Genomic DNA, 7,175 nt, shown 5'->3' on the forward strand with positions numbered 1-7,175 from the left:
TGTCATTTTCAGAAGACGACTGCACCAATCAACGAGACATGAAGCCTGCTGTGCATACGGCTCCTGACAGCCCGATATCAGGACTCCTCTGCACGAAACTCGTCTATGCTCAATACTCGTGTGCACCAAAGCGAGGCGAGCATGGCGACCGATACCGTACCGATTGCCGAGCGCGGCGTAGCCACCCTGTCAGAACAGGCATGGGAGCGTGCTCGCTGCCGCGCGGAGATCATTGGGCCGTTGGCGCAGTCGGAGACGGTCGGGCATGAAGCGGCCGACGCAGCAGCCCAGGCGCTGGGTCTGTCCCGGCGGCAGGTCTACGTCCTGATCCGCCGTGCCCGGCAAGGTTCGGGGCTGGTCACTGATTTGGCTCTTGGACAGTCGAGCGGTGGCAAAGGTAAAGGCCGCTTGCCGGAGTCGGTCGAACGAATCATCCGCGAGCTACTGCAAAAGCGCTTCCTGACCAAGCAGAAGCGCAGCTTGGCGGCGTTCCACCGTGAAGTTGCGCGGGTGTGCAAGCTGCAAAAGCTGCGGATGCCGGCGCGCAACACGGTCGCGTTGCGGATCGCCAGCCTTGATCCACTCAAGACCACTCGACTTCGGGAAGGCCAGGATGCGTCCCGCATCCTGCAAGGTGTTGGCGGTGTTCCTCCGCCAGTCTCCGCACCGCTGGAGCAGGTACAGATCGACCACACAGTCATCGACCTGATCGTGGTGGACGAGCGCGACCGGCAACCGATTGGCCGTCCGTACCTGACCCTCGCCATCGACGTGTTCACCCGCTGCGTGGTTGGCATGGTGGTCACGTTAGAAGCGCCATCTGCCGTCTCGGTCGGCCTGTGCCTCGCACACGCCGGTTGCGACAAGCGCCCTTGGTTGGAAAGGTTGGACGTGGAAATGGACTGGCCGATGAGCGGCAAGCCCGCGCTGCTCTACCTGGACAACGCGGCCGAATTCAAGAGCGAGGCGCTACGCCGTGGCTGCGAGCAGCATGGCATCCGGTTGGACTATCGGCCTCTCGGGCAGCCGCACTATGGCGGCATCGTGGAACGGATCATCGGCACGGCGATGCAAATGATCCACGACGAATTGCCGGGGACGACCTTCTCCAACCCTGACCAGCGCGGGGAATACGCCTCCGAGAAGATGGCCGCCCTGACACTGCGCGAGCTGGAACGCTGGCTCGCATTGGCGGTTGGCACCTATCACGGCTCCGTGCACAACGGCCTGCTCCAACCGCCGGCCGCACGCTGGGCCGAAGCTGTCGCGCGTACCGGCGTTCCAACCGTCATCACTCGCACCACGGCTTTTCTGGTCGATTTCCTGCCCGTCCTCCGCCGCACCCTGACCCGCACTGGCTTCGTCATCGACCACATCCACTACTACGCCGATGCGCTCAAGCCGTGGATAGCTCGGCGCGACCGCCTGCCTGCGTTCCTGATCCGGCGCGACCCACGCGACATCAGCCGCATTTGGGTGCTGGAGCCGGAGGGGCAGCACTATCTGGAAATTCCATACCGTACCTTGTCGCACCCGGCTGTCACCCTCTGGGAACAACGGCAGGCGCTGGCGAAATTGCGGCAGCAAGGGCGCGAACAGGTGGATGAGTCGGCGCTGTTCCGCATGATCGGGCAGATGCGCGAAATCGTGACCACTGCGCAGAAAGCCACGCGCAAGGCGCGGCGCGACGCGGATCGACGCCAGCATCTCAAGTCAACGGAACAACCTGTCAAAACCACGCCACCAGCGGACACGGACATGGCAGACCCGCAGGCGGACAACCAGCCACCTGCCAAACCGTTCGACCAGATTGAGGAGTGGTAGCCGTGGACGAATATCCCATCATCGACCTGTCCCACCTGCTGCCGGCGGCCCAGGGCTTGGCCCGTCTCCCGGCGGACGAGCGCATCCATCGCCTTCGCGCCGACCGCTGGATCGGCTATCCGCGAGCAGTCGAGGCGTTGAACCGGCTGGAAGCCCTGTATACGTGGCCAAACAAACAACGCATGCCCAACCTGCTGTTGGTCGGTCCAACCAACAACGGCAAGTCGATGATCGTCGAGAAGTTCCGCCGCGCCCACCCGGCCAGCTCCGACGCCGACCAGGAGCACATCCCGGTATTGGTCGTGCAGATGCCGTCCGAGCCATCGGTGATCCGCTTCTACGTCGCGCTGCTCGCGGCGATGGGAGCACCATTGCGCCCGCGCCCACGGCTGCCGGAAATGGAGCAACTGGCGCTGGCACTGCTGCGCAAGGTCGGCGTGCGCATGCTGGTGATCGACGAGCTGCACAACGTCTTGGCCGGCAACAGCGTCAACCGGCGGGAATTTCTCAACCTGCTGCGCTTCCTCGGCAATGAGCTGCGCATCCCATTGGTCGGGGTCGGCACGCGCGACGCCTACCTGGCCATCCGCTCGGATGACCAATTGGAAAACCGCTTCGAGCCCATGATGCTGCCGGTGTGGGAGGCCAACGACGATTGCTGCTCACTGCTGGCCAGCTTCGCCGCTTCGCTTCCATTGCGGCGACCCTCGTCGATTGCCACGCTGGACATGGCCCGCTACCTGCTCACACGCAGCGAGGGCACCATCGGCGAACTGGCGCACTTGCTGATGGCGGCGGCCCTCGTCGCCGTGGAGAGCGGCGAGGAAGCGATCAACCACCGCACGCTCAGCATGGCCGATTACACCGGCCCAAGCGAGCGGCGTCGGCAATTCGAGCGGGAACTGATGTGAAGCCAGCGCCACGCTGGCCACTGCATCCGGCACCCAGGGAAGCCGAAGCCCTGTCTTCGTGGCTCAACCGCGTGGCCCTTTGCTATCACATGGAAGTGTCCGAGCTGCTGGAGCACGATCTTGGTCACGGCCAGGTTGATGACCTGGACACCGCGCCACCACTGGCGCTGCTGGCGATGCTCTCCCAGCGGAGCGGTATCGAGCTGGATCGGCTGCGCTGCATGAGTTTCGCCGGCTGGGTGCCTTGGCTACTGGACAGCCTTGATGATCAGATTCCAGCCGCATTGGAAACCTATGCGTTCCAGCTCTCGGTACTGCTGCCGAGACTCCGCCGTAAGACGCGATCCATCACGAGCTGGCGTGCCTGGCTGCCCACCCAACCGATACACCGCGCCTGTCCGCTCTGCCTGAACGATCCGGAGAACCAAGCCGTACTGCTCGCGTGGAAGCTGCCCCTGATGCTGAGCTGCCCACTGCATGGCTGCTGGCTGGAATCCTATTGGGGCGTGCCAGGGCGGTTTCTCGGCTGGGAGAACGCCGACGCCGAACCGCGCACTGCCAGCGACGCGATTGCGGCGATGGACCAGCGTACCTGGCAGGCACTGACGACCGGCCACGTGGAGTTGCCGCGCCGACGCATCCACGCCGGATTGTGGTTTAGGCTGCTACGCACGCTGCTCGATGAGCTGAACACCCCGCTTTCGACGTGCGGCACCTACGCGGGGTATCTCCGCCAAATCTGGGAATGCTGCGGGCATCCGCTGCGTGCTGGGCAAAGTCTGTGGCGACCGTATGAAACCCTGAACCCGGCAGTACGGTTGCAGATGCTGGAGGCGGCGGCAACGGCAATCAGCTTGATTGAGGTGAGGGATATAAGCCCGCCAGGCGAGCACGCAAAGCTATTCTGGTCCGAGCCCCAAACCGGGTTCACCAGTGGCCTGCCGGCGAAAGCGCCGAAGCCCGAACCCGTCGATCACTGGCAGCGTGCAATCCAGGCCATTGATGAGGCCATCATTGAAGCACGACACAACCCCGAGACGGCACGCTCGCTGTTCGCGTTGGCTTCCTATGGTCGGCGCGACCCCGCTTCCTTGGAACAGTTGCGCGCCACCTTCGCGAAGGAAGGCATCCCCCCGGAATTTCTGTCACATTATGAGCCTAGCCTACCCTTTGCATGCCTTAGACAGAATGACGGGTTAAGTGACAAATTTTGACGTGCAGAGCTTCCCGATGCAAACTGTCACATAATCGAACGTATATGTGACAGGTACAAGATGCTGATTGGCTACATGCGAGTATCGAAGGCGGATGGCTCCCAGGCGACGGACTTGCAGCGCGATGCGCTGGTCGCGGCCGGTGTTGATCCGGCGCATCTCTATGAAGACCAAGCGTCCGGAAAACGCGAGGATCGTCCCGGTCTGGCGAGCTGTCTGAAGGCACTACGGCCAGGCGACACGTTGGTCGTTTGGAAACTGGATCGGCTCGGGCGCGACCTGCGCCATCTGATCAATACCGTCCATGACCTGACCGGACGCGGCATCGGCCTCAAGGTGCTGACCGGGCACGGCGCGGCCATTGACACCACGACCGCCGCCGGCAAGCTGGTCTTCGGTATCTTCGCCGCGCTGGCCGAGTTCGAGCGCGAGTTGATCGCCGAGCGCACCGTGGCGGGCCTGGCCTCAGCACGGGCACGCGGCCGGAAAGGCGGCCGGCCGTTCAAGATGACCGCCGCCAAGCTGCGGCTGGCGATGGCGGCAATGGGGCAGTCAGAGACCAAGGTCGGCGACCTGTGCCAGGAACTTGGCATCACGCGGCAGACCCTGTATCGGCATATTTCACCCAAGGGCGAGCTACGTCCAGATGGCGAGAAGCTACTCAGCCGAATTTGATGCCGACATGAGGCGACGTAGCGAAAGCGTGGTTTGTCTCAATTTGACGGCGGCGAACCGCAAGCGTTCGGTTCGCCGCTCGTTTCGGTCGCAGTGCTGGCCCGCGCCTGGAAACGTTGATAACACTCCAGCCCGCAGAAGTGCTCGACGTACTCCGCGCCTTCCGGTGTGAAGGCGGCATCGAGCGGAATTTCCTTGCAGCACACGCAGCAACTGGTGGCGGTCGGATCATTTGCATTCATGGTGGCACCCCTCCATTGACTGACGAAGACGGCGAATGCCGCCGCCGGCATCGGCTTTGCGAACAGAAAGCCTTGCCCGCGCTCGAACGCTTGGGCCCTCCGCCGTAGTCCATCCATCCGGCCGGGAAGCGCTCATGATCTTTCCCTGAATGCCCGCAACGCCCGCGCCAGTGACAGAAGAAACAGGCCGGTCAAACCGAGCGCCGTGATGACCCAATACTCGACAAGGAATGCACCGGCGGTTGTGCCGGCCAGCACGGCAGCGAGGATGGACAGGTGGCAGGGGCAAGTCAGCACGGCCAGCGTGCCCCACAGGTAGCCGGTGAACGGTTTGTGCGTCTCGGCCGGCATGCGCTCGGGGCTGTTCATGGCAAACTCTCCGCATGCTGTGCCGGCGCGGTCGGCATGGCGGCCAACTGCACTTCCAGATTGGCCAACGCTTCGCGCCGGCGTTCGACGAACTGACGCAGCACAGCAAGCTGCGCGGCAGTTTCATCGCAGTTCGCCGCATCCAGCGCCCGGCACAGCCGCGCCAATGCGCCGAGGCCGATGCCCGCCTCGAAGGCGGCCCGCACGAAGCACAGTCGCTGCAAGGCGGCGTCATCGAACAGGCCGTAGCCACCCGTGGTGCAGGCGACTGGCCGCAGCAATCCGCGCAGCAGGTAGTCGCGCACGATATGCACGCTCACCCCGGCATCAAGGGCCAGCCGGGACACCGTGTAGGCGTTCATCGAACACCTCCTTTTGGTCGGTTCACGGCAATGCATATACCGTTTCGCCGAGTTCAATCCGCGCGCTGCGAATCCGATGCCGGTGCCGTAGAACATTGGGTCGATATCCGATCACGGTGTCCTAGATGACATGGTCTGCAACAGATGTCGATTAAACTCCTGGCCCAAGCCGAAAGCCTCGTGGACACTGACGATCGCCAATCCTTCCAATCCTTGATGCTTGGAGGCCCAGTCTTCCGCCGTCGGGACAGATGCAAAGAAATGTACATGGCAACAGAAGGACTGACGAACGTCGGCTGCTTCCTGCGGCAATACCAAGGACACCGCCATGCCGGCAGGTTCGACAGCCTGTATCTCGCTGGGTGAAACCGTGAGTGAAACGGGTGCTCCGGTTGCAGCGCAATGCGATGAGACGCGAGCTGTACGGCCGATCAGCGCCGGAAATATCAAGGTGTCCAGCGCGCACCAGGCATACAGACGGCGGTCGTCAATTTCAAAGACATACGAAGTCTCGCGCAAGGTGAGGCCGTAGCCGATGATGTTCCCATCTTTGTCATATTCGGTACTGGTGGCCTGTTCGAGTACGGCGGCCACTCGCTCAGCGGGCCAGTCGAGAATCCCGGCAAGTGTCGTTCGTGAAACCGGACGCCCCTTGGCGAGTTCCCGCAGTAGCGGGACCAAGAGATCCGCAGTACCATTGGTACGATTGACCGAAGTGAGACGTTCTAAAATATATGGGGCGAGCTTCATGGTTCCATCTCCTTTCATCCTGCGCAGCAGGACAATTGTTTGACATCCTTGGTGAAGGTCTGCGCCGCGAGCTTCAGCCCCTCGACCATCGTCAGGTAGGGGAACAACTGGTCAGCCAGTTCCTGTACGGTCATGCGGTTACGGATCGCGAGCACCGCCGTCTGGATCAGCTCGCCCGCTTCCGGGGCCACTGCCTGTACCCCAATGAGTCGTCCGCTACCTTCCTCGGCTTGTCCTTTCGAATTTGAATTGGATAGCGTAACCTTACTTCCGTACTCATGTACGGAGTCAAGCGGTATGGAAAATAATTTGGAGAACCTGACCATTGGCGTTTTTGCCAAGGCAGCCGGCGTCAACGTGGAGACCATCCGGTTCTATCAGCGCAAGGGCTTGTTGCCCGAGCCGGACAAGCCCTATGGCAGCATTCGCCGCTATGGCGCGGCGGACGTGACACGGGTGCGATTCGTGAAATCGGCCCAGCGGTTGGGCTTCAGCCTGGATGAAATCGCCGAGTTGCTGCGGCTCGACGATGGCACCCACTGCGAGGAGGCCAGCAGCCTGGCCGAGCACAAGCTCCAAGACGTGCGCGAGAAGATGGCCGATTTGGCGCGCATGGAGGCTGTGCTGTCTGACCTGGTGTGCGCCTGCCATTCGCGGCAGGGGAATGTTTCGTGTCCGCTGATTGCGTCGTTGCAAGGTGGAACGAGCTTGGCAGGGGCTTCCACAGCTTAGCGTGCTTTATTTTCCGTTTTCTGAGACGACCACAGATCAGAAAAGACTGTGCAGCCGACTCTTGATATTCCGTGCAGTCACCTTCTGAAAATGACA

Annotated in this window: 11 protein-coding genes; 5 read left to right on the forward strand and 6 right to left on the reverse strand. The window is 62.2% G+C overall.

The features are described 5' to 3' along the window. The first annotated feature begins 141 nt into the window (after positions 1-141). The 4 genes from CXF87_RS11145 to CXF87_RS11160 are packed head-to-tail and all read left to right on the forward strand — an operon-like array spanning position 142 to position 4,624. Positions 142-1,824 (forward strand): Mu transposase C-terminal domain-containing protein, encoded by a 1,683-nt coding sequence (locus CXF87_RS11145; protein ID WP_011494284.1) that lies wholly within the window; start codon positions 142-144, stop codon positions 1,822-1,824. A gap of 2 nt (positions 1,825-1,826) precedes the next feature. After that, positions 1,827-2,735, forward strand: coding sequence for a TniB family NTP-binding protein (locus CXF87_RS11150; protein WP_101146687.1), 909 nt, complete (start codon positions 1,827-1,829; stop codon positions 2,733-2,735). Next, complete coding sequence (locus CXF87_RS11155) at positions 2,732-3,949, forward strand: TniQ family protein (protein WP_009288528.1); 1,218 nt, start codon at positions 2,732-2,734, stop codon at positions 3,947-3,949. The genes CXF87_RS11150 and CXF87_RS11155 overlap by 4 nt, the downstream gene beginning before the upstream one ends. 60 nt (positions 3,950-4,009) lie before the next feature. Then, positions 4,010-4,624 (forward strand): recombinase family protein, encoded by a 615-nt coding sequence (locus tag CXF87_RS11160; protein ID WP_010981357.1) that lies wholly within the window; start codon positions 4,010-4,012, stop codon positions 4,622-4,624. A gap of 38 nt (positions 4,625-4,662) precedes the next feature. On the opposite strand, the gene CXF87_RS22010 is transcribed toward CXF87_RS11160, so the two are convergent. The 6 genes from CXF87_RS22010 to CXF87_RS11185 all read right to left on the reverse strand — a co-directional run bounded on the left by CXF87_RS22010 (position 4,663) and on the right by CXF87_RS11185 (position 6,715). Continuing rightward, positions 4,663-4,866 carry a DUF3330 domain-containing protein gene (locus CXF87_RS22010; protein ID WP_005413391.1) on the reverse strand — a complete coding sequence of 68 codons (204 nt, stop codon included), beginning with the start codon at positions 4,864-4,866 and terminating at the stop codon, positions 4,663-4,665. Next, entirely contained in the window at positions 4,853-5,002 is a 150-nt protein-coding gene (locus CXF87_RS22015) for a hypothetical protein (RefSeq protein ID WP_223828161.1), read from the reverse strand. Before CXF87_RS22015 ends, CXF87_RS22010 begins: the two co-directional genes overlap by 14 nt. Further along, a complete protein-coding gene (merE, locus tag CXF87_RS11170; protein ID WP_005413392.1) occupies positions 4,999-5,235 on the reverse strand; it encodes a broad-spectrum mercury transporter MerE in 237 nt (78 codons plus the stop codon). The genes CXF87_RS22015 and merE overlap by 4 nt, the downstream gene beginning before the upstream one ends. After that, positions 5,232-5,597, reverse strand: coding sequence for a mercury resistance co-regulator MerD (gene merD, locus CXF87_RS11175; protein WP_000995361.1), 366 nt, complete (start codon positions 5,595-5,597; stop codon positions 5,232-5,234). Before merD ends, merE begins: the two co-directional genes overlap by 4 nt. Positions 5,598-5,708: 111 nt before the next feature. Then, complete coding sequence (gene merB / locus CXF87_RS11180) at positions 5,709-6,347, reverse strand: organomercurial lyase MerB (RefSeq protein WP_000761850.1); 639 nt, start codon at positions 6,345-6,347, stop codon at positions 5,709-5,711. Positions 6,348-6,361: 14 nt separating this feature from the next. Continuing rightward, positions 6,362-6,715 (reverse strand): hypothetical protein, encoded by a 354-nt coding sequence (locus CXF87_RS11185; RefSeq protein WP_077269372.1) that lies wholly within the window; start codon positions 6,713-6,715, stop codon positions 6,362-6,364. Between CXF87_RS11185 and CXF87_RS11190 the strand changes: the two genes are divergently transcribed. Then, positions 6,645-7,079 (forward strand): mercury resistance transcriptional regulator MerR, encoded by a 435-nt coding sequence (locus CXF87_RS11190; RefSeq protein ID WP_010981353.1) that lies wholly within the window; start codon positions 6,645-6,647, stop codon positions 7,077-7,079. The two genes, CXF87_RS11185 and CXF87_RS11190, sit on opposite strands and share 71 nt — an antisense overlap. The last annotated feature ends 96 nt before the right edge of the window (positions 7,080-7,175 follow it).

Source organism: Halomonas sp. MES3-P3E (assembly GCF_002836035.1).
In the GTDB taxonomy this organism is placed as follows: domain Bacteria; phylum Pseudomonadota; class Gammaproteobacteria; order Pseudomonadales; family Halomonadaceae; genus Vreelandella; species Vreelandella arctica.